The organism is Vibrio sp., assembly GCF_047973365.1.
Classification (GTDB): Bacteria; Pseudomonadota; Gammaproteobacteria; order Enterobacterales; family Vibrionaceae; genus Vibrio.
Map to the genome: position 1 here is coordinate 39,832 of NZ_JBKEBW010000022.1, position 20,317 is coordinate 60,148.

20 protein-coding genes are annotated in these 20,317 nt (G+C 43.6%); 12 read left to right on the forward strand and 8 right to left on the reverse strand.

Annotation, left to right across the window (positions count from 1 at the left end):
* Positions 1-221 precede the first annotated feature (221 nt).
* Entirely contained in the window at positions 222-1,481 is a 1,260-nt protein-coding gene (locus ACK5MF_RS03680) for an outer membrane protein transport protein (protein WP_416919480.1), read from the reverse strand.
* A gap of 406 nt (positions 1,482-1,887) precedes the next feature.
* On the opposite strand from ACK5MF_RS03680, the gene ACK5MF_RS03685 reads away from it, so the two are divergent.
* The 4 genes from ACK5MF_RS03685 to ACK5MF_RS03700 all read left to right on the forward strand — a co-directional run bounded on the left by ACK5MF_RS03685 (position 1,888) and on the right by ACK5MF_RS03700 (position 6,804).
* The gene (locus ACK5MF_RS03685; protein WP_416919482.1) at positions 1,888-2,082 is read left to right on the forward strand and encodes a hypothetical protein; all 195 of its coding nucleotides are present in this window, start codon (positions 1,888-1,890) and stop codon (positions 2,080-2,082) included.
* Between the two features lie 509 nt (positions 2,083-2,591).
* Positions 2,592-3,914 (forward strand): acetyl-CoA C-acyltransferase FadI, encoded by a 1,323-nt coding sequence (gene fadI, locus ACK5MF_RS03690; RefSeq protein ID WP_416919514.1) that lies wholly within the window; start codon positions 2,592-2,594, stop codon positions 3,912-3,914.
* Positions 3,914-6,034: a fatty acid oxidation complex subunit alpha FadJ gene (fadJ, locus tag ACK5MF_RS03695; protein ID WP_416919484.1), complete on the forward strand. Its 2,121-nt coding sequence runs from the start codon at positions 3,914-3,916 to the stop codon at positions 6,032-6,034. Before fadI ends, fadJ begins: the two co-directional genes overlap by 1 nt.
* 221 nt (positions 6,035-6,255) lie before the next feature.
* A complete protein-coding gene (locus tag ACK5MF_RS03700) occupies positions 6,256-6,804 on the forward strand; it encodes an NAD(P)H nitroreductase (protein WP_416919486.1) in 549 nt (182 codons plus the stop codon).
* A 251-nt stretch (positions 6,805-7,055) separates the two neighbouring features.
* Here the strand turns inward: ACK5MF_RS03700 and ACK5MF_RS03705 are convergent, their stop codons facing one another.
* On the reverse strand, positions 7,056-7,931 hold the full coding sequence (locus ACK5MF_RS03705; protein WP_416919488.1) for a LysR family transcriptional regulator: 876 nt from the start codon (positions 7,929-7,931) through the stop codon (positions 7,056-7,058).
* A gap of 237 nt (positions 7,932-8,168) precedes the next feature.
* Here ACK5MF_RS03705 and ACK5MF_RS03710 point away from each other — a divergent pair, with 237 nt between their 5' ends.
* The 6 genes from ACK5MF_RS03710 to recR all read left to right on the forward strand — a co-directional run bounded on the left by ACK5MF_RS03710 (position 8,169) and on the right by recR (position 13,969).
* Complete coding sequence (locus tag ACK5MF_RS03710) at positions 8,169-9,272, forward strand: response regulator (RefSeq protein ID WP_416919490.1); 1,104 nt, start codon at positions 8,169-8,171, stop codon at positions 9,270-9,272.
* A 379-nt stretch (positions 9,273-9,651) separates the two neighbouring features.
* The gene (locus ACK5MF_RS03715) at positions 9,652-10,044 is read left to right on the forward strand and encodes a YbaN family protein (RefSeq protein WP_416919516.1); all 393 of its coding nucleotides are present in this window, start codon (positions 9,652-9,654) and stop codon (positions 10,042-10,044) included.
* A gap of 136 nt (positions 10,045-10,180) precedes the next feature.
* On the forward strand, positions 10,181-10,726 hold the full coding sequence (apt, locus tag ACK5MF_RS03720) for an adenine phosphoribosyltransferase (protein WP_416919492.1): 546 nt from the start codon (positions 10,181-10,183) through the stop codon (positions 10,724-10,726).
* Between the two features lie 88 nt (positions 10,727-10,814).
* Positions 10,815-12,944 carry a DNA polymerase III subunit gamma/tau gene (gene dnaX, locus ACK5MF_RS03725; RefSeq protein WP_416919494.1) on the forward strand — a complete coding sequence of 710 codons (2,130 nt, stop codon included), beginning with the start codon at positions 10,815-10,817 and terminating at the stop codon, positions 12,942-12,944.
* Positions 12,945-13,022: 78 nt separating this feature from the next.
* A complete protein-coding gene (locus ACK5MF_RS03730; protein WP_042486139.1) occupies positions 13,023-13,352 on the forward strand; it encodes a YbaB/EbfC family nucleoid-associated protein in 330 nt (109 codons plus the stop codon).
* Between the two features lie 14 nt (positions 13,353-13,366).
* A complete protein-coding gene (gene recR, locus ACK5MF_RS03735; RefSeq protein WP_416919497.1) occupies positions 13,367-13,969 on the forward strand; it encodes a recombination mediator RecR in 603 nt (200 codons plus the stop codon).
* Between the two features lie 34 nt (positions 13,970-14,003).
* Here recR and ACK5MF_RS03740 read toward each other — a convergent pair whose 3' ends face one another.
* Complete coding sequence (locus ACK5MF_RS03740) at positions 14,004-14,252, reverse strand: YkgJ family cysteine cluster protein (protein ID WP_416919499.1); 249 nt, start codon at positions 14,250-14,252, stop codon at positions 14,004-14,006.
* Between the two features lie 164 nt (positions 14,253-14,416).
* Between ACK5MF_RS03740 and ACK5MF_RS03745 the strand changes: the two genes are divergently transcribed.
* Positions 14,417-14,869 carry a YcgN family cysteine cluster protein gene (locus tag ACK5MF_RS03745; RefSeq protein WP_416919501.1) on the forward strand — a complete coding sequence of 151 codons (453 nt, stop codon included), beginning with the start codon at positions 14,417-14,419 and terminating at the stop codon, positions 14,867-14,869.
* A gap of 114 nt (positions 14,870-14,983) precedes the next feature.
* Here the strand turns inward: ACK5MF_RS03745 and ACK5MF_RS03750 are convergent, their stop codons facing one another.
* From ACK5MF_RS03750 to rlmA, 4 genes are all read right to left on the reverse strand, one after another.
* Positions 14,984-15,574, reverse strand: coding sequence for a DUF2335 domain-containing protein (locus tag ACK5MF_RS03750; RefSeq protein ID WP_416919503.1), 591 nt, complete (start codon positions 15,572-15,574; stop codon positions 14,984-14,986).
* Positions 15,575-15,578: 4 nt separating this feature from the next.
* Positions 15,579-15,941, reverse strand: a complete 363-nt coding sequence (locus ACK5MF_RS03755) for a hypothetical protein (RefSeq protein WP_416919504.1) — start codon at positions 15,939-15,941, stop codon at positions 15,579-15,581.
* A 326-nt stretch (positions 15,942-16,267) separates the two neighbouring features.
* Complete coding sequence (locus ACK5MF_RS03760; protein ID WP_416919506.1) at positions 16,268-16,624, reverse strand: hypothetical protein; 357 nt, start codon at positions 16,622-16,624, stop codon at positions 16,268-16,270.
* Positions 16,625-16,864: 240 nt separating this feature from the next.
* A complete protein-coding gene (rlmA, locus tag ACK5MF_RS03765) occupies positions 16,865-17,683 on the reverse strand; it encodes a 23S rRNA (guanine(745)-N(1))-methyltransferase (RefSeq protein ID WP_416919508.1) in 819 nt (272 codons plus the stop codon).
* Between the two features lie 212 nt (positions 17,684-17,895).
* Between rlmA and ACK5MF_RS03770 the strand changes: the two genes are divergently transcribed.
* Positions 17,896-19,779: a methyl-accepting chemotaxis protein gene (locus ACK5MF_RS03770; RefSeq protein ID WP_416919510.1), complete on the forward strand. Its 1,884-nt coding sequence runs from the start codon at positions 17,896-17,898 to the stop codon at positions 19,777-19,779.
* Between the two features lie 141 nt (positions 19,780-19,920).
* On the opposite strand, the gene ACK5MF_RS03775 is transcribed toward ACK5MF_RS03770, so the two are convergent.
* A partial coding sequence (locus ACK5MF_RS03775) for a transposase (RefSeq protein WP_416919512.1) occupies positions 19,921-20,317 on the reverse strand: 397 nt, incomplete at its 5' end.

The window sequence follows — 20,317 nt, forward strand, 5'->3', positions numbered from 1 at the left end:
TTTGCGAACTGTATTAAGAATAATATGCTATATAAATTTATTATATGGATAAATTAACTGGTTATATTTTTGTGGTAACTGTTTTTCAGCGTACACGTGTAGGTGGTAATAGCTATTTCATAACACAAGTGTTCGCTTAAATGAATTAAGCCGTCGTGTTAGGAAATAGAAAAGGGCTGGAAAACCAGCCCTTTAGCAGCGATGTTGTTGCTAATTCTTTATTAGAAAGAGCGGCTGTATTGTAAGCCCATCATGATCGCATCAGCGCGAGTTGTCGCAGAAACACTGGTACTTAAAGCGGTTACAGATTCATCGACTTGGGTATCTTTACCAATTAGATAAGTGAAACCAAAGTCTACATTAGATGCATTGTCAATTGCATAAGAGAAGCCAGCAGATAACCACTGACGATCAGAGTCTGGTACAGAGATTGAAGTCATTTCATCTTGAGCGCTAGTGTCATACATATAACCTGCACGTAGCGTCCAATCACTGTTTAGGTAGTAAGTACCACCAACCGAGTAATGCCAGCCATCTTGCCATTGGTACTGTTTGTCATATGACTTACCTGCAAGCGATCCTGCTTGTAAGTTACGCATTTCAATCTTGTCGAATGCACTCCAACCGATCCATTGAACACTATAGTGAACCGCAAACGAGGTATCTTCGATTTTGTGGAAACCTGAAAACTCTGCGATATCAGGTAGTGGTAGAGTGATTTCTTGACCGTTGTCATCTTTTGCTTTGAACTCTGGGCTATAGTGATAACCAAAACCAAAGCGGTTATTTTCATCGAGTTCGTAAACGGTACCTAAGTTAAATCCAACTGCCCAACCATCAGCCTTATCGATATTTACCAACGATGTACCTTGCGAAAGAGTTCCACTAGTAATGGTTTCTAGGGACGAGCTGGTAGAGCGCTTGAATGTTCCTTGACCGTAGATCAAGTCTAAGCCTGCACCAAAGCTAAGTTGTTGGTTTAGTCGGTAAGAGCCAGCAAGACCGAAGTTTACACTTTTAACGTCGGTTAAACCGCCGTATTCTTGAGCTGTATAATTATCAGAGAATTCGGTTTTTGTGCCAAAGTTAGTGTATGCATTTATACCCCAAGCAAATTTTTCATTTACTGGAACGATAAGATGGATGTTCGGTGCGATTGATGTGCTACCAACATCATCAGTACTATCTACATCACTAGCTCCAAGAACTGGAACAGTGTAGCTAGCATCTTTCACTTCAATCATAGTCGTAATCGACTCGAAACCTAGCGATAGTTCCATTTTGTCGAAAAGTGCCATTGCTGCAGGGTTACGCGCCATTACTGAAGCGTTATCTGCGATTACAGCATCACCAGCAAATGCACGGCCTAGGCCAGTTGCTGATTGAGCGTTGAGCTGGAAGCCAGCAGCCATAGCTTGCTGCGTAGCTAAAGTTACTGTCACTGCTAATAGCGAACGTTGAAACAGACGCGTCTTGTTCATTAGTGTTTCCTTTTTTTTGTATAGCCTCTAATGGGTAATGTTTGTCAGTTAAGCTCAAAAAGACATAATTCTCGTTCCCACGGTCCCCCGTGGGAATGCATACCAAAGCCAAAATAGGCAGTTAATCTGACTTTCTGTGAGTCAGATATGCATTCCCACGCAGAGCATGGGAACGAGGATTCTCTTAACTGATTGGCATTAGCCTCTAATGGGCTTTTTTGAGCAATTGCTCAGTTGGGGGCTGATCCTAGTATCTAGTCTACAATATAGAAATCCGACCATTGTCTAATTGGTCGAGAAAATTACAGAAATGGTGGATAACTGACATGAATTTGTAAGAAATCGCGATTTATTAGAGCTTTAGCTCTAACTTAAATGCAATAAACCCATACAATTGGTGGGTTTATTGTCAGCTAAGATGGGTTATTTAGCTGGGGTTAGCCGAGGAATTCACTGTGTTCTGGTTGAATTTGAGGATTTCACTGATCCTTTATCACTAAAGCTAGCAATGATTGCTGAGAGCATCGTATTATCTTTGTTTATTGTTACCGTTATCGACAGTATGGTTAGCCAGTTTCTTCGCCAATATTTCTGTCATTGACCCCCGAGACTCCTGTGGCTCTGTCGTGTTAGTCAGGAAATAGATGCTTAAAACAGCTTTTTAATAGAATTAATTTCATTGATCTTAAAAAATCACATTAAAATTGATCTATTTCAAAATTTGTTGCTCAGGAGCGGTTATAGTTATTCACGTCATCTAGTTAGTCCTTGTGACTAGCATGTTGAGCAAGATGACACTTCCTTTTGAAGGCTGACTTTACTTTCTCCTAATCAGGAAACTGATTATTTTCAATTGGCGTAAGTTAATTGTTTTACTATATATTCCGACCACACAGATTTGTGTGGTTTTTTTTTGCTTTCAATTGTTCTTTTTGGCAGTTTTATTTCATACCTCTCTTATTCTCGCTCCAAATAAATCGTGAACGCCTGAACAGTAGATTCGCCGCCGATATCACGTTTTCTAAATACTCGTTTGATTGCATTAACATTCTCGTTACAATGGTCAGGTCAGACCTCTTATTCTAAGGAAAAGTAATGGGTAAACAGCTAATGGGCAAACAGGTAGTTGGCAAACAAGAACTCAAAACGCGCTCTGGTGAACGTGTTGCTATCGTTGCCGGTCTTCGAACGCCTTTTTTACGCCAGAGTACTGAATTCAGTCAGGTTCCAGCGGTTGACCTCGGGAAAATGGTGGTCAGCGAACTGCTTGCTCGCACCAATATCGAAGCGAATCTGATTGAACAGGTTGTGTTTGGTCAGGTGGTTCAAATGCCTGCGGCGCCAAATATTGCGCGGGAGATTGTTCTCGGTACGGGTATGAACATCAATACCGATGCTTACAGTGTGACACGAGCTTGTGCAACCAGCTTTCAATCAGCGGTAAACGTTGCGGAAAGTATTATGGCTGGAGCGATTGATATCGGTATTGCAGGGGGGGCAGACTCTTCATCTGTTTTACCTATTGGCGTTTCAAGAAAATTGGCTGCAAGTCTGTTGGCATTGAGCAAAAGCAAAACGCTTGGTCAAAAATTCAATGTATTGAAGTCGTTGTCTTTGAGGGACTTAATGCCAGTGCCCCCCGCGGTTGCAGAATACTCAACAGGACTTTCCATGGGACAAACTGCTGAACAAATGGCGAAAACACATGGAATTTCCCGTGCTGACCAAGATGCATTAGCTCATCGCTCACATACACTGGCATCTGCTGCCTGGAATGATGGCAAAATTCGCGGCGAAGTCATGACTGCTTTTCCTGAACCTTATAAGAAGTGGGTCGATCAGGATAACAACATCCGCCATGACTCCACATTAGAAGGTTACGCCAAACTTCGTCCAGCTTTCGACCGCCAGTATGGCACGGTCACCGCGGCGAACAGTACGCCTCTGACTGACGGCGCAGCGGCCATTATGCTGATGCGTGAAGGTAAAGCGAAAGAGTTAGGGCTCGACATTATGGGCTTCATTCGTTCTTACGCTTTTTCCGCAATTGGTGTTGAGCAAGACATGCTAATGGGACCTTCCCATGCAACCCCTATCGCTTTGGATCGAGCGGGCATTAACTTGTCGGATTTAACCTTGATAGATATGCATGAAGCCTTTGCCGCGCAAACATTGGCGAACTTGAAAATGTTTGCCAGTGATAAGTTTGCAAAGCAGGTATTAGGTCGTAGCCAGACGATCGGTGAAGTGGATATGGATAAGTTTAATGTCCTTGGTGGCTCAATTGCTTATGGGCACCCGTTTGCCGCGACCGGTGCTCGGATGATCACTCAAACGCTTCGCGAACTAAAACGACGAGGTGGTGGTCTTGCATTGAATACTGCATGTGCAGCCGGTGGACTGGGTGTAGCAATGATTTTGGAGGTTGAGTAATGAGTGAGTCAAAAGCGTTCCATCTGAAAATTGATGCAGAGAGTATTGCTTGGCTTGCTATCGACGTGCCAGGGGAAAAAATGAATACTCTGCAAGCGGCGTTCGCCGCAGAAATGCAACAGGTGTTCTCAGAGCTCAATCAGCCTCAAAACCAAGTGAAAGGTTTGATCATCCATTCTCTCAAACCAGATAATTTTATTGCTGGTGCCGATGTGAGAATGTTGGATGGTTGCACTTCGGCAAAACAAGCACAGGAGTTAGCCGCCCAAGGACAACAGATATTCCAACAGTTATCTGACCTGCCATTTCCTGTCGTTGCCGCGATTCATGGCCCATGTTTGGGTGGTGGTTTAGAGCTTGCTTTAGCGTGTGATTACCGCGTGTGCAGTGATGATGACAAAACTCGTTTAGGTTTGCCTGAAGTGATGCTCGGTTTACTTCCGGGCTCTGGTGGTACTCAGCGCCTACCGCGACTAATTGGCCTATTAGCCTCTTTGGATCTCATTCTTACTGGCAAACAACTGCGTGCAGCCAAAGCGAAGAAGTTAGGTGTGGTTGATGCATGTGTACCGAATAGTGTGCTATTGGATGTCGCCAAACGCTTTGTTAATGAGAAAAATAAAAAGCGCAGCAAAGGCAAACTGACGACGAAAGAAAGACTGATTTCGCGAACTCAGTTTGGCCGTAAGTTTGTGTTCGAACAGGCCTCTAAGAAGACAGAACAAAAGACGCGCGGAAACTATCCTGCGGCTAAAGCGATATTGGAAGTGATTCAATTTGGCTTAGAAAAAGGCATGAAAGCAGGGCTTCAGTTAGAAGCGGAAAGATTTGGTGAATTAGTGATGACGTCCGAATCGAAAGCTCTGCGCTCTATCTTCTTTGCCACTACAGAAATGAAGAAAGAAAACGGTAGTGATGTTGAGCCAAGAAAAGTCGAGCGAGTAGGGGTGTTAGGCGGTGGTCTGATGGGCGCGGGTATCAGTCATGTCAGCGCATCAAAAGCGAAGGTGCCAGTACGTATTAAAGATGTCTCAAATGACGGTGTGCTCAATGCATTGAAATACAACTATGGGCTGTTTGACAAGCAACGTAAACGTCGCATTTTAACGAGCGTTCAGGTGCAGCATGAAATGATGAGGTTGTCTGGCGGTACAGACTTTACCGCGTTCAACTTGACCGACGTTGTTATTGAAGCGGTATTTGAAGATCTCGCCTTGAAGCAAACTATGGTGTCAGACATTGAATCGCACGCAAAACCAACGACGATTTTCGCCACCAATACTTCTTCACTGCCTATTCATCAAATTGCAGCAAAAGCGGTTCGCCCTGAGAATGTTGTGGGTCTGCATTACTTTAGCCCGGTAGAAAAGATGCCGTTGGTTGAAGTGATACCGCACGCAACGACGTCAGATGAAACCGTATCAACGGTTGTCGCTCTGGCTCGCAAACAAGGTAAAACACCTATTGTGGTTAAAGACAAAGCCGGTTTTTACGTCAACCGTATTCTTGCGCCTTATATGAATGAGTCGGCACAAATATTGATGGCTGGTGTGCCTATCGAAGAGATTGATACCGCTTTGCTAAATGCAGGGTTCCCTGTCGGACCTATTACTTTGTTGGATGAAGTCGGTATTGATATTGGCGCCAAAATTATGCCGATATTGGTTAAAGAACTTGGCCCTCGTTTTCAAGGCCCTGAGGTTTTCGATAAGTTGCTTAATGACAACCGCAAAGGTCGTAAGTCTGGTAAAGGCTTCTATATCTACAAAGGCAGCAAGAAAAAAGAGGTCGATAAGTCAGTCTATAAGCTACTGAATTTGAAACCTGAGTCACATCTCAAGGAGAGCGAAATTTCTCAGCGTTGCTTGTTAGCAATGCTCAATGAAGCTGTACGTTGTTTGGATGAAGGTATTATCCGTAGCCCACGAGATGGTGATATTGGCGCGATATTCGGCATTGGTTTCCCGCCGTTTTTAGGTGGACCTTTCCGCTATATGGATCATATCGGTCTGCCTAAGCTGGTGGAAATGATGAATCAGCATGCCGAGAAATATGGTGACAGATTTGCACCTTGTGATGGTTTACTAACTCGCGCAGGAACGGGCGAAACATTCTATTGATGACTGTCATCCTGGAAAATACGCAGTATTTATCCGGGATCTCGCTCTTACACATAATACGGGGTTTAGATTTTTATCTTCGCAGGACGATATTGGGTTTTTCATCAGTTTGAAGTGAGGTGAAAACCTCACTTTTTGCATTGATGAGAATAAAAGTTTCTATGCTAGGATTGGTTTAGATTCATATCTGCAACAAATTAAGCGCTTAAGAAGGACTTATTATGGATGCTCTCGAACTGCTGCTCAATCGCCGCTCTATGGCTAAGCTGGAAGCACCTGCTCCAGAAGGTAAAGCTTTGGAAAATATTATTCGTGCAGGTTTGCGCGCACCGGATCACGCCAACCTAACTCCCTGGCGTTTTGTTATTGCTCAGGGTAGTGGTCTTCATAAACTTTCTGACATTTTGGTTAAAGCGGCAACTGCGGGCAATAACGATGAAGCTTCCGTGGCTAAGATGAAAGATGCGCCATTTAGAGCTCCGATGGTGATTACCGTTATCGCCAAAGTAACACCTCATGACAAAGTACCAGCATTTGAGCAGCACTTATCCGCGGGTTGCGCGCTTCAGGCAATGCAAATGGCAGCTGTGGCACAAGGCTTTCAGGGGATTTGGCGCTCCGGTAATCTGATGTTCCATTCTGAAGTGAGAAATGCTTTTGGCTTAGAAGGCGAAGATCAGGTGGTGGGTTTTCTTTACTTAGGCACACCTGAAGGTACAACCATGAAAGTGCCAGAGCGTGAGCTCAGCAAGTTTGTCGAATTTCTGTAGGTTACTATTTGTTTGTCGGCTACTAACAGAAGTAAAACCAGATGAACAAAAAAGGGTCGAAAGACCCTTTTTTGATACATTATGCCATTCTGGAAAAGTTTATGATCAGTAAATGGGTGTCGATAAGCAAACCCTCCGAGCCATGGATGGCTCGATGGAGCCCCATGGATGGGTTTATGCGTGTTTGTGTTCGATGCCCATTTACTGTGACACAGATGCACATTCTGGTCACATTTCTATCTAGAATGATATTAATGCAGGTGGTAAGCGATAACAAAATCGATAAAGAGACGAACCTTTTCAGGTAAGTGATCTTTGTGGTTATAAAGCATGTAGATATCGCGTGGGTTAGCGCTCCACTGGTCAAGAACGCGGATCAGGCTGCCTTCAGCAAGGTATTCAGTGATCATCACGTCTGGCATCAAGGTAATCCCTAACCCTTCAGAACAAGCGATACGCACCACATCTAAGGTGTTGGCTTGAAAGCGCCCTTTATCTAGGTTAATCACTGTTTCGCCTTCGGTGTTGGTGAGTTGCCATTTTAATAGCGGGTGTCCTTTGAGTAGCGAATGGCGACTTAACTCTTCAGCATGCTTGGGTGCAGGGCTCTTAGCTAGGTAGATAGGACTTGCTACCAAAATATCTTTGACTTCACTGATTTTACGAGCAATTAAGCTCGAGTCACGCTGTGGACCAATTCTAAAGATAACATCCCATTCGGTTGGATCGAGTTGGTCTGCTTGATTGCTTGTTGTCAGCTCAATATTAATTTCTGGATATTGCTTCATGAACTCGTTGAACATCGGCATCATCAAACGTTTGGTGAGATTTGATGGTGAAGAAATTTTGAGTTTACCCGATGCGCCGCGACATTCATCGGTAATTTCTTCTGCCATTGATGCCAAACGATGCAATAAAGGAGAGCAATCTTTAAAAAAACGTTCGCCAGCTTCTGTCAGCGAAAGTTTACGTGCGTGTCGATTGAGAAGCCTGAGATTTAACGAGTCTTCTAAGGCTTGAATGCGTCGAGTGATCGTTGCAACTGGAATCATCGTTTTGCGAGAAGTTGCCGTGTAACTTCCATTCTCTACTACCAGTCGAAAGAGATTGAGATCGTCTAGTTTCATTTTTCCTGACACATTATTTTACGAATTTGCATAACTTATACGGATATCAAAAGTCAAAGGTTGAGTCATGTCAACTTGTTTGACGATTTTGTGACTTTGCGTACATATAGTATTGATCAGGGCGTTAAAGTGGAATATTTGTATAAACGTTATTTACTGACTATTTTTTAAATAACGAATTCATCTGCTTTGAAGTCAACATCATCGCAAACAACAAACGCATAGTGAGGTTAGGCTATGTACAAGACTCCTCCACGAGTGGAACCGAATCCGATGCCTGAATCGGTTTATAAGAAACTAATTATGTTGGTTGATGATGACCCCATTTTTAGACGAGTTACGAATGGTTACCTCTCTGCACAAGGTTATGAAGTCATGGAGGCTGAAAATGGTCTCGATGGGCTGAAAAAGTTAAGAACGATTGAACCCGATCTGGTTTTGTGTGATTTATCTATGCCCGTTTTGGATGGTATAGAGTTCGTAGAAGAAGTGAGTTTGGAATACCCATCGCTGCCTCTGATTGTTGTATCGGCAACTGGGGATATGTCTGATGTGGCGAGAGCTTTACGTTACGGTATTAAAGACTTTTTGGTCAAACCAATTGGTAATCAAGCTCATTTAGGTTGTGCGATACAGAGCACTTTAGAAGATACCAGTAATCATATCGGTGACCACCGCGATTTTTCCAGTCAGTGGTTTCGCGTTGAGGGTGGGGGTGATGTTCCGGAAGAGCAAGAGCTTCACTGGCATTTAGATTTTTTACGCGCTAACCCCAATGCCGCTCGCGATTTACTGCATGCACTGTTGCCCGATAATGATACTTCACAAGGCGCCTGGAAATGCAGTTATCGTCTGCTGCAGTCTACGAGCAGTATGCCATTAGTTTTCGATTATGCATGGCTAATGAACGGACAGTTTGCTTTTTATTTAGTCGACTCAGCGAGCAATGACGAAGAGAATGTAGCCAGTACGTTATTGGTGAGAGCGCTGTTTCATGATTATTTACGCAACCTTCGTAGCTTCAGTGCCGATCTGAAAGACTTGGCGGATATTTTAGAAAAAGGATTGGAATGTTCCCCTTGTGCCAAGCCTGTTTCCGCACTGTTTGGTATCGCCAATTTAACCGATGGTACCCTGTCAATTTTGCCCGCTGGCTTAGATAGTCAATGGTCAAATGGTTATATGACTCAGCATATTGCGGCAGGAGTGGATCTCGGTGAAAACTGTTTGAAAAACTTTATTACCAAAGATCTTCTTATCCACGATGGGTGCCAACTCTCTTTAGGTAAAGTAGGGGTAAGCAGTTTCTTGTTAGATATACATCATAATGTCGGTTCCTAACTGCTTGGTGTGAGTATTTGAGTATAGCTATATGGATGAGTACAGCTATATGGGTAAGTATAGTTATATGCGGCTAGCGTCTACGAATTAATAACCCTACAGTTGCTCAGTGTTTATGTGCATTTGTTTAAGGTATAGTCTGCGCCTAAAACAAACGTGCATCATTTTATTTACTCGCGCATAACGTGATGCAACAAAAAAGACTCAACACCAGCTTAGAGACGTACCCATGGCAGACAAAGATTTTAAAGAACCATATAACGTTCTATATTTTTTAGGTTTTATTGCAGCCCTATTGATCCCAACGCTTCCCGCAACCTTAACTTGGATTCGCGTATTTAGTGGCTACGAGGGTTTCTAATAATTCAGAGGTTTCACCATCAGTATTCGTCGCTACATCTATAATATTGTTGGTGCTGTGAGTGTATGCCTAGGCATTCTGGGCATCATCCTTCCTTTACTACCAACCACCCCATTTATCTTGTTAGCCAGTGCTTGCTTCGTCAGAGGGAGCCCACGCTTTCACAGTTGGTTACATCAACACGCCTTATTCGGCCCTATTTTAGAAAATTGGCATCAGAATCGAGCGGTTTCCAGAAAAGTGAAGATTCGTGGAACCATATTCATCATCGCCAGTTTTTCATTTTCTATCTGCTTTGCAGCTCATATTTGGCTAAAACTTCTACTGTTTTTGGGGCTTGTGGTATTGATCACTGGGTTTCTGCGCATCCCTACCTACGAGTTGGTTGCTAAGCAGCAAGAAAATCACTAGCATTAGCGGGAAGTGTGCCCACTCTTCGAGTGGGCGTTTGTTTTTTCGGCGCTATGAAATATTAATTTAGGGTGTGCCGGAATTTTAATACCAGTACATAGATTCTTGTACTGAACGAACCGAAGTTAATTTAGTTATGACAACCGAAACTCTTTCATTGATCAAATCAAGCATCAAATCTATTCAAGACTACCCAAAGCCAGGGATCTTGTTCCGTGACGTAACGAGTCTGTTGGAAGATGCTCAAGCTTATCAAGCCACTATTCAGTTATTGGTTGATAAGTATAAGGATATGGGATTTACCAAGGTTGTGGGTACAGAAGCTCGTGGTTTCCTTTTTGGCGCTCCATTAGCATTAGAACTCGGCGTAGGTTTTGTACCAGTGCGTAAGCCCGGCAAATTGCCGCGCCAAACTATCGCGCAATCCTACGCACTTGAATACGGCACTGATGTACTTGAGATCCATGTCGATGCCATCAAATCTGGCGACAAAGTGCTTGTGGTCGATGACCTGTTAGCGACAGGTGGTACGATCGAAGCGACAACTCTGCTGATTCGTCAACTTGGCGGTGAAGTAGAACATGCCGCATTTGTTATCAACTTACCAGAAATTGGTGGTGACAAGCGTTTAGAAGGTTTAGGCTTAAACGTTTACAGCATCTGTGAATTTGAAGGTCACTAATACCTTTTCAGTTGCCGGGTCGTTATGTTTTTTATGCCCAATAACTGAATAGATTCATTAGGTACAAACATCTACAACGGAAGGTTTCATGAGTTATCTTGCCTTAGCGCGTAAATGGCGTCCTACCAAATTTAAAGAAGTGGTAGGGCAAGCCCACGTATTAACAGCTTTAGAAAATGCTTTGGCTCACAATCAACTGCATCATGCGTATCTTTTCAGTGGTACTCGTGGTGTGGGTAAAACCACGATTGGACGACTTTTTGCGAAAGGGCTTAACTGCGAAACAGGCATTACATCGACACCGTGTGGCGAGTGTGCGACCTGTAAAGAAATTGACCAAGGACGCTTTGTTGATTTGTTAGAAATCGATGCTGCGTCTCGCACCAAAGTTGAAGATACTCGTGAGCTTCTGGATAACGTTCAGTATAAGCCGGCTCGGGGGCGTTTTAAGGTCTATCTGATAGACGAAGTTCATATGCTGTCACGTCATAGTTTCAATGCCTTACTGAAGACGTTGGAAGAGCCGCCAGAGTATGTGAAATTCCTGCTCGCCACCACCGATCCTCAGAAACTACCGATGACGATATTATCGCGTTGTCTACAGTTTCATCTCAAACCCATTAGTATCGAAAACATTCAGCAACAGCTTGAGCATGTACTGAGTGAAGAGAACATCGCATTTGAGAATAAAGCGCTGGGTCTTATTGCCCATGCTGCCGATGGCAGTATGCGTGATGCGTTGAGCCTGACCGACCAAGCTATTGCGCTTGGTAATAACCATGTGAACCACGATATTGTGTCGCACATGTTAGGAACGTTGGATACAGACCAGGCTCTGCATTTACTGCAATCAATCAGCACTAAGCAACCTCAGAAGGCGATGGAGTCGATTGAGACTTTTGCGCAAAATGGGGTTGAATGGGACGGACTGCTGCAACAGTTTGCGACTCAGTTGCACCGTGTCGCTATGTTTCAAGCACTTCCCGCAAGCTTAGATAAATCGGCACCAGATGCAGAAAGAATCCAGTGGCTAGCGCAATCGCTCACTCCTCAGGATGTTCAACTTTATTATCAAATAGCACTGAAAGGTCGCACCGATCTGGCGGTTTCGCCAACAGGCCGTATCGGAATGGAAATGATCGCTTTGAGAATGATGGCATTCAGACCATCTCAGGTATCGTTGACCTCAGCGATATCGACTCAAAGTGAACCAGTAACACGCTCTACAAAAGTCGAGCTATCCGCTCAAGTGCCTGTAGTACCAAGTGCTTCGCAACACTCAGCGGCTCCGGCTCAAACTGTGCCACAATCAGCGCCAGCTCAGAGTCAACCTGCACAGAATCATGCCGAGCAATACAATGTACAGCGTGACGCTCAACCGGCGCCGGTAAATCCTGTTTCTCAGCCAGAACCTTACGTTCCGGCAGAGCAGGCAGAACAGCCTACTGTTTCAGAACAGGCAATCGTTTCAGAACCGGCTCAGCAAGAACGCAAAACATCGTCGTCTTTAACAGGATTAAGACATCAGTTGCGATCGCAACGTGAAGGTCTGCATCAGCAAGGCAATGTCGGTCAACAAGGAAACGGTTCAAAAAAGTCTGAAGCGGCATCTGCAAAACCTACTTCTGTTCTGGAGCGAGTGGCATTACGTGCTCAAAATGCTTCGCCGATGTCGCCTTCTTATCATACCAGTGAGCCTGAAGAGCAAGAAGCTTATCAATGGCGTCCAACCTTGCCGGTTGCTGATGTCGAAGTAAAAAAAGAACTGACACCGACTCAAATTAAAAAGTCTTTGGAACATGAAAAGACCCCAGAGATGACATCGAAACTGATAGATGAAGCATGTGCTCAAAATGAATGGGCAAAGCTGATCCAATGTTTAGAAACGGCAAAACTGGTAGAGCAACTGGCATTAAACTCGGTTTATAGCAAGCAGGGCAATGTGATTGAACTTTTATTGCGTTCTAGCCATGCTCACCTCAATACCGATAAAGCACAAAGCGAACTGCTACAGGCTATCAATTCAAAATTAGGTGAAGAGTGCGTGTTGTCTGTCTCATTAGGGGAAGAGGGTGAAACGCCACTTGAGCTGCGTGAAAGGCTCTACCAAGAAAAACTTTCACATGCCATGAATCAACTATCATCGGATCCTAATGTCCAATTTATTGAGCGTCGTTTTAGCGCAGAACTGGATAAAGACAGCGTAAGACCAATTTAACCGAAACAGTGGGGTTGAGATCTCGACTTTTTACCCCCACTGTATGTGAATAATCAAAGATAAACCAGAGAGATAAATATGTTTGGTAAAGGCGGAATGGGCAACTTAATGAAGCAAGCCCAACAAATGCAAGATCGCATGCAGAAGATGCAAGAAGAAATCGCAAACATGGAAATCACCGGTGAATCTGGTGCAGGTTTGGTAAAAGTAACGATTACTGGCAGTCACAGTGTTCGTCGCGTTGATATCGACGAAAGCTTGATGGAAGACGACAAAGAGATGCTAGAAGATTTGATTGCAGCGGCATTTAACGATGCTGCACGTCGTATCGAAGAAGCGTCAAAAGAGAAAATGGCTGCGGTTACTGGCGGTATGCAATTACCACCAGGCATGAAGATGCCTTTCTAACAAGTAGGTGATTGATGCGTACCAGTCATATGCTGGAGCATTTGATGGAGGCCTTACGTTGTCTGCCTGGGGTTGGCCCCAAGTCGGCTCAACGTATGGCCTTTCATTTGTTACAGCGCGACAGAAAAGGTGGGCTCCAGCTCGCTGAAGTTCTTGGTCAGGCAATGGTCGATATCGGTCATTGCAGTGAATGTCGAACATTCACCGAAGAAGAGACCTGCCATATCTGTAATAACCCTAAACGCCAGGAAAATGGTCAACTGTGTGTCGTTGAAAGCCCAGCAGACATTGCAGCTTTAGAAGCTACTGGACAGTTCTCGGGGCGTTATTTTGTACTGATGGGACACTTGTCGCCACTCGATGGCATTGGGCCGAGTGATATTGGTCTGGATGTGCTCGATTTTCGTCTGCAAAAAGGCGGGATTAGTGAAGTCATCTTGGCAACTAACCCAACCGTGGAAGGTGAAGCCACGGCTCACTATATTGCTGAATTGTGCCGTGAACATCAGGTATCGGCAAGTCGTATTGCCCATGGTGTGCCAGTCGGTGGTGAATTAGAGTTGGTTGATGGCACAACGTTATCCCATTCTCTACTTGGTCGTCAAAAACTGTCTTGATTTATCCGGGTAGTATACTGAACCGATCTCAGTATCAGGTCATCTGTTCGAGATCGGTTAGGTTTTTTAGCGCTTGAGCGTTGCTTGAACCACATACGATAGGGCAAGGCTTGAAGTCATGACAGACGTTTGGTCTTTCCGGTTTACCAAATAACTTGCATAAGTTGTCTTCATTTAATTGAATGCATCGAACACCGGCAGGTTTACCATTCGGCATTCCTGGGATTGAAGAAGATATGCTAGGTGCAATACAACAGGCACCACATCCAAGTCGACAATTCATTGAGACCTACGCAAGCAAAAGCGAAAATAAAGGCGCAGATGGTAACAGAAAAAATTTGCTGTTGCAGACTTTTTAAGCCGATTTTTTAAGCATATTTGCCCTTGAAATTTGAATGGTGGGGCGGTATAACACGTCCCCCGGTTACTGATAAAAAGAATCCTGCAATGACAACTCCATTTTGGCAAAGTAAGACACTCGATCAAATGACAGAAACAGAGTGGGAGTCACTGTGTGATGGCTGCGGTAAGTGCTGTTTGCATAAGCTGATGGATGAAGACAGCGACGAAGTGTATTACACCAACGTGGCTTGTAGCTGGCTAAACAGCAAAACCTGTGCTTGCAAAGACTATCTAAACCGTTTTGAGTCGGGCGAAGAGTGCCTGAAGTTAACTCGTGATAAAATTGATGAGTTCCACTGGCTTCCAGATACTTGTGCCTATCGTCTGCTTTCACAAAATGAGCCTCTGCCACAATGGCATCCGCTCATTACCGGTTCAAAAGCCGCCATGCATGCTGCCGGAGAGAGCGTGCGTAATAAAGTGGTGTATGAAATCGATGTTGTGGATTGGGTGGACCACATCCAAAACTTACCTGATAGACTAAAACCTCATAATTAACTTTCAAAGTTGAGAGTGCTGTTCATACATGATTGTATGAACAGTATGAGGTTTAGTATGACAGTGAAGACAACCTAATCAGTGAGGTTATTCTTGTTGAGGTAATTGTTTTTGTTAAGATGGCTCTTTAGGTTTTCTTCCTATGACGAACACAGCAACAAGAGCTGCGATTCCGCCGCCACCTAGAACGGTGCCAAATATTTGTGAACCCATCGTAGAAGTGACTGCACCAGCTATAATGGCAATGGTTCCTATTGTAAATCCAAAAACTTGACCTAATAAATTGTCACGTTTTTTAGCATTTAATATCGCGACGTCCATCGTTCTTCTATGTTCAGCATCTTCAAGGGCCATATTGACGATTGTCTGACCGAGACCTGGCAGAGCTTGTTCGTACTCTTTGAGTATATCTGGACGAGGAAGCGGACCTCTGTGATGAGATACTTGAGCTACTTGGATAAGAGTTAGTAGCTCGGGATTTTCTTTTACAAGCCTTTCAACGTTTGGGTTGTTTCTTATAACATTGCCAAGTTCTGGCTGTTCTTGAGAAACCAATTCTATTAATTCTTCTGAACTAATTTCAATAGCATTATCAGATGAGTCTTTATTTTCAACTTCTATAGAGCTCTCGGTACTGTCATTAGAATGTTTATCAACTGATGATTCTCGGGTCTCATCTGTTGAGCGAATTTCTTTTTCTTCCATGTATTTAATCTTTGCTGCTCAACTGGTTTAGTTTGCTTTGCAATTCAGCTAACTCTTGGTTTAACCGAGTGATTTCGATTTGAATTAATTGAGCTTTCCTATAGGCATTATCAGACTCAACTTCATAAGAATCTAGCAACTGTCTAGCCTTATTTAAGTGTGATTTTTGCTCAATAGAAAAATAATCGGGTTGTTTCGTTTCCAACTCTTTAATCAGATCATCTTGCTTACTCATTGCGTGCGCTAAAGAGCGACCCACGTTTTCCCACGCTTCTTGTGTAGGGCTTTTTTTGGGTATTAAACTTAGATAATCAGTGTCTGGCCAAATATTTAGAGTCTTTCCAATGCCAGCAAGGAATGCACTCATATCTTCTCCTTTAAAGCCTTTCGGCTATTTATGAATCAGTAAGATAGCTGTTCATAATTTTGGTGTATGAATAAGTACACCTTTTGTCCGTAATGCTAATAGACAGTTTTATTTTGTGCAATAACTACTATGTCAATTCTTGTGCTACTACTCGCACAGATAAACATATGTACTAATATAAGCCGCTATCAAGATTAGCTACCCAATAGTGTTAGTATAACCTGCACTCAGGATATAAATAGCAAGAAACTCAAAACTGGTTTTGTGGTCAAATCCTTTGATCAAGAAAAATAAGTTTGATGTCGATAACTTAAAGCGATCTCAGATTAAGCGAGTAATAACAATAAGCTACCAATGGTTGCCGCTGCGGAAAAATATTGCCCCGCAGAATAGGAAGAATCTTCCTCTTCTTTCACTTTCGTTGGGTGTTCCATGCCTAATGCGCCATAGGTGAAAGATTCCACTTTGTCAGTCATGGTTTTATCACCTTCAGGTATTTTGCCGTTTTTCTCGACTTCTTTTAATGCCGCAAGTAAAGCTTTCCCTTCATCAGAAAGGGTAACTTTATTTTGCTCAACTTTTAAAGGAGCTGGCGAAGTCGGCTCTGTGCTTTCTAAAGCCTGAGTTTTTGCCGCCTGTGGGGCATTCAGATTAGATACTGATCCTACGCCTACCGGGGTCATAATGCTCTCCTGAATCCTTATTCAATATATGTATCGACAGCTTAAGGTGAAACTTGTGTTATTTTTTGAACAAATTTACCCACATTCTTACAAAGCAATTAGCGTGCCTGCTTTTTGTTCATAGCTGAGATGTTTATGTGGAGAGACAGAAGATAGTTGAACAGCGGTGTTGTTTGAGCTGAAGTTGCAGGATATTTTACTACTTGCAACTTCAAAGCATGAGTAGGAATAACAAACGAATTATGCTTTTCTAAAAACTCGAATCATAAAATCAGCTTCACAGGTTACGTTTTCTGATTGCTTTAATTCTGCTTTATAAGCTTCACTTGCCCGCCATGCGAAGGGGGTCATTTGCAGTAGATCAAACGCATCACTACCGTTTAATGTCATTAGATAATTCACTTTTTCTTCGTGCACTAGAGTGAAGTTTTCAATCACTTCAGCTTGCTCTTCATGCAAGCGTACATCTTGATAAATACCTTGTTTGAATTCAAATAAATGTCTTGCGGCTGGGGTCACGGTTACCACTATACCACCTGACTTAATGCAGCGGTTCAGTTCATCGGCTTTACATGGCGCATAGATACGCAAAATCCCGTCAAGTGATTCATCGGCAAAAGGCAAACGGTGACTTGAAGCCACCGCAAATTCGCAGTTTGAATATCGTTTAGCAGCGTATCGAATCGCTACCTTAGAAATATCAAGACCAAAGGTATTCGAATCTGAGCATTGTTCTTTTAATTGTTCAGCAATGAAAGTGGTGTAGTAACCCTCACCGCAGCCAATATCGAGCAATTGGTGGTTACTGCCTCGTAAGAAGTGTTTGCAAAGCTGGGCAACTTTTTCACGCATTGGGTTGTAGTGACCACCATCGAGAAAACGACGTCTTGCTTGCATCATCTCTTTATTGTCGCCTGGATCTTTCGAGCGCTTATGCTGAACTGGCATCAAGTTGACGTAGCCTTCTTTAGCTAAATCGAACTGATGGTTGTTGATGCAAGAATAGGTGCGTTGGTTAAGAGTGAGGGGATGCTGGCAAAGCGGGCATTGATAAGCCATGGTGTTCTCAGGGTAATAAATGGATGCATAAGTGTAGCGATAACTGAGTGAAATAAAAAGACTCGAACTACGGCATGCAACTGACCAGAAAAAGTGGTTTGTAGGTAAGTGTGTGTTTGTTTGTAGGAATTATTACTTTTTTAGTGTGCATGGTTCGGTAAAGGGGGTAATATTTCATCCGTCAAATCAATATGATAGAGAGTTGTTAAGTAATGTCATTTTCGCTAAAGCAAAAGTTAATTGGTGCTAGCCTGACAGCAGTTGTCGTTATGGCTGGAGCACTCACTTGGTTATCTATAGATCGTATTTATGAACAAACCCAGAAGGCCATGTCTGAACGTGTTGAGTCTCTAACGACTGCGACTGCTAAAGGTATTTCAGATTGGGTTGCTGACAGAAAATCTATCACTTCCGCATTTAAAGCCTATGCAAACGCTGCGGATCCAACGCCTTTCTTACAACAAGGTCGAGTTTCGGGCGGTTTTGATGAGCTGTATTATGGTACCACTGAGGGGGTGATGAACCGTTCTTATCCAGAGAGAAATCAAGCTGGTTACGACCCACGTAAACGTCCGTGGTACATTGATGCTTCGAGAGCGGGAAAAATGATTGTCACAACGGCTTATCAAGACGCAGTGACCAAAGCTCTGCTAATTACGATTGCAGAACCTGTGCATGTCAATGGACGTTTCTCTGGTGTTGTCGGTGCTGATGTGTTGATTGAGCAATTAGTTTCTGACGTGCTTTCATCTGATGCGGGTGAGAATGCCCGAACCATGCTTATTGATACGCAAGATGGTAACTGGTTAGCGCATCCAAACAAGGACTTCACCCTTAAGCCGGTTTCTTCAGTATCAAAAGCGTTAACGATAGAAGCAATTACCAAAGCTGCCAAAGAGCAAACTTTTATTAATGTTGAACTTAATGGTGTACAAAAACTGTATTACTTTAAGTCGGTTCAAGGTACACAATGGATTTTTGCCGTTGAGTTGGATAAAGCGACAGAACTAGCATCAACAGAGTCATTGCTTTGGGGATTAATTTCGACGGCTATTGTTGTCACTTTATTCGTTTTATTGGCGGTTTCTTGGCTAGTCAACTTCTTGATTAAAGATCTCTCTAGTGTGAATAAAGCGTTGGAAGAAATTGCATCAGGGGACGCGGATTTAACGCAACGTCTTACTATTCATTCTGATGATGAAGTGGGCAAACTGGCGCAAAACTTTAATCAGTTCGTTAGTAACATGCAACAGATGGTCGCGAAGCTAGGTCATGTATCGGCTGAACTATTACAGCAGTCTGCTCACGCTGCGAGTCAATCGAAACAAAGCAATGCACGAATTCAGCAACAGCAAGACGAAATCAATATGGTCGCAACAGCGATCAATGAAATGTCAGCCGCTACTCATGAAATCGCCGGTAATGCTGAGCATACGGCAGGTAATTCAAATGATGCGGTTATCGCTTGTGATGCAGGTGCCCGTCAGGTTTCCCAGACACAAGTTTCTATTGAGAACCTTGCGACTGAAGTTGAAGTCGCGACAGGAGTTATCGAAGAACTAGAAGGTCATAGTAATCAAATTAGTAATATCCTATCAACCATTCAGGGGATCGCCGAGCAAACCAACCTATTAGCATTGAATGCTGCTATTGAAGCGGCACGTGCCGGAGAACAAGGCCGTGGATTTGCGGTGGTCGCTGATGAGGTTCGAGTGCTAAGTCAGCGCACACATGCTTCAACAAAAGAAATTCAGCAAATGATTGATACGCTGCAAAATACCACAGGCAAAGCCGTATCAATTATGAATGACAGTCGCCAACTTGCTGCAACGAGTGTTAGCGATGCGATTAATGCTTCGAAGTCTCTCGATCAAATTAGAGGTGTCGTGTCTGCAATCAGTGATATGGCGACACACATAGCCACAGCGGCAGAAGAACAAGCGTCAGTGACTTCGGAAATTACCCGTAATACTCAAGGTATTCGTGATGTGTCAAACGAGTTTTCTGCGGAAGCTCAAGACGCTGCCGAGCAAGCGGCAAGATTGTCTTCGCTTTCTCATGAGTTGGAATCTGAAATTCGTCGCTTCAAAGTTTAATATCGCATAAACGCTTCACTTAAGTGCATAAATAAAAACCCGATAAACACTGTTTATCGGGTCAGATTGCTGACGAACCCCACTTTTTAGAGTGGGGTTCTGCTTTTGTTGCGGCCGTAGGCCGCGATCGCGATATTTTTTCTAGATAGCTAATTGAGGTCGATAAAGCTTAGATAAGCCGATAAACGCTAAGATTTGGCCGATTTCAGCTCTATTTAACCCCATTTTTAAGAGATAACTCATCACCAGAGCTATCTTCTTGATGTTTTGAGCTGCTGCCGCCAGCCAACATTGCATTTGGACTTTCGATAACCCTCTGAACCGAGCATATCTATGCCCATGGTGTTGTTTTGCATCCGCGAAGCTTCGTTCTACCGTTTCACTTCTCCTTCGGTACGTCTTTTGACCGTACGGAGACAACCTCATTTGATTCGCTCTATCCACCGCTTCTGTGTAGATATGCCGAGTGATCACTTTCTTGTTATTTTGGCTACTGGTGCAGTCTCTCCTTAGCGGGCAGTCTACGCAGATTTGAGGA